This window comes from Alkalibacterium kapii, from assembly GCF_007988865.1.
Taxonomy (GTDB): Bacteria; Bacillota; Bacilli; order Lactobacillales; family Carnobacteriaceae_A; genus Alkalibacterium; species Alkalibacterium kapii.
This window is the reverse complement of the sequence record NZ_BJUY01000046.1, coordinates 1-2,178: the sequence shown is the minus strand read 5'-3', so window position 1 is coordinate 2,178 and position 2,178 is coordinate 1. Positions and strand designations below refer to the sequence as shown.

Genomic DNA, 2,178 nt, shown 5'->3' with positions numbered 1-2,178 from the left:
GGCGTTTGGCGAACTCTAGGCTTCAAGCCAATGGCTTGATCAAAAGGAATGATACTTTTTTCTCCTTTTTTACGCATGCGATGCCGACTGAATTCAATCACTCCGAAAGTCCATTGAATGGTACGCTTCTGTATACTATCTATTTCATAACCTTGTTCTTTGTACTTTTGGATTAACTCTAGATCAATTTGTTTAAAAGCTGCACAGAGTAGCTCCTGAATGACCTGTTGAAACAATACTTCTAAAGCTGATTCTGCTTCGAGTAATGTGTCTTGTTCCTTTAAGATTTTGATGATTTTTGATATAATATTATTCATAAGAAGACCTCTTTCTCTAGCGTTGTCGTTATCTCTAGATTAAGGGTCTTCTTTCTTTTTGTCTAGACCGATATTTTTCTTCTTCCGACATTTATTTTACACATAGAAAGAGCGGACCGTTGTAAAACAACTTTTTTCGTTTATATAGTCGCTTTTTCTCGTATTTAGATAAAAAGTCCTTTAAAATATGTATTAAACATATACTGCCAGTAGAAAGAGGGAGAATGAATTGAAAAAAACGAGATGGATAAGCTTTTTAGGAGCATCCAATTTAATTTACAGTTTGGTGGTATTGATTTTATTGGGCATTGCTTTCTTTTTATTCAATCAAGTCAGCTATATATTCACACCTTTGCTTGTTCTTATTTCCAATATACTCATACCATCTGTTATTGCTTTGTTGCTTTATTACCTATTCAATCCGCTCATAGATTTTATGGAAAAACATAAAGTGAAGCGGATAATTAGTGTATCGCTTCTATTCTTAGTAATCATCGGGCTTCTAACCTTAGGAATAATTTTACTGTATCCTCTCTTGGAAAACCAAGTGACGATGTTTATAAATGAATTCCCAAGTTTTATTGATTCACTCAGTGCTTCAATACCACGCTGGGTAGAAAATCTTCCGTTTGAAGCTGAAATTCAGTCATTTGTACAAGAAGGGGAAAACTTTATATCAGGAATTCCTGATAACATAAACCAGTACTTATCTGAAGGTTTTAGTGGTCTCTCAAGTTTTGTAACTGGGCTAACTAACGTAGTCGTGACATTGGTGACTTTTCCCATTATTCTTTTCTTTTTACTGAAAGATGAACAACGTTTCTTTAGAGCCTTTTTATCTGTTGCTCCACCAAAATGGCGGCAGGATCTTATACGTGTCTCATCAGAGTTGAACACTCAAGTGGGCGCTTATGTAAAAGGACAGCTGATCGTAGCTTCATCGATAGGGGTCATGATGTTCATAGGTTTCAGTATCATTGGACTCAGATATAACGGTGTACTGGCTATTATCGCCGCATTTACATCCGTTATTCCATATATCGGTCCGGCTTTGGCTTTTGTGCCTGCTTTGATTATTGCCTTGATCGATTCCTGGTGGATGGTTGTACAACTTGTGATCGTCTGGATGGTTGTTCAGTTTATTGATGGGAATTTGATTGAACCTAATGTTTACGGAAAACAGTTGAACGTACACCCACTGACCATTATCATTGTTTTGCTAGTTATGGGTGACTTGCTGGGCTTGTTTGGTTTGATATTCGGCGTACCTATTTACGCAATACTAAAAGTCCTGGTCGTCTACGTATTTCAACAATTTAAGAAGAGATATAATAAATATTATGGTGATGTGGCAGGAGAATATGAAGTCAAACCAATTGAAATGGCCGTAAGTGGTGAAAAAAAGGCAAGCAGTCAGTTGATGCGAACTATTGATATAGCAAAATTGAAGAGAAGCAAAGTAAAAGATCAACAAGAAGATAATAAAGAAGACAAAGAAAAGAAAACTGATAATACTGAACACAAAACAAAAGAGTAGTGCATAAAAAAGAGACCCGTCAAACAGAATCAGTTTCCTGTTTGACGGGTCTCTTTTTCATATGTACAACCCGTCTTTACCAGCTATTGAAAAAGCGGGTAAAGAGATATTTGATCCAGCGAAAAATTATTTTTAATTTATCATTGACGTCAGTTAAATAACCTGTTATTATTAATTTCGTTGCTGCAAAACAAATAATAGATTTCAGCAATAAAGACTAAAGTTTTCAGTTGACTTTTTCTTCTTGAACGATTATACTTAAGTAGTTGTCGTATAGAGGAAGGGAACGCTTTCAATTTTCTGGTGAGTCCGGAAAAAGAATTG

General features: G+C 35.6%; 2 protein-coding genes. One reads left to right on the top strand and one right to left on the bottom strand.

The window, feature by feature from the left end; genetic code table 11:
- A partial coding sequence (locus AKA01nite_RS09165) for a UPF0236 family transposase-like protein (RefSeq protein ID WP_186805161.1) occupies positions 1-317 on the bottom strand: 317 nt, incomplete at its 3' end.
- Positions 318-546: 229 nt separating this feature from the next.
- On the opposite strand from AKA01nite_RS09165, the gene AKA01nite_RS09160 reads away from it, so the two are divergent.
- Entirely contained in the window at positions 547-1,854 is a 1,308-nt protein-coding gene (locus AKA01nite_RS09160; protein ID WP_146925023.1) for an AI-2E family transporter, read from the top strand.
- The last annotated feature ends 324 nt before the right edge of the window (positions 1,855-2,178 follow it).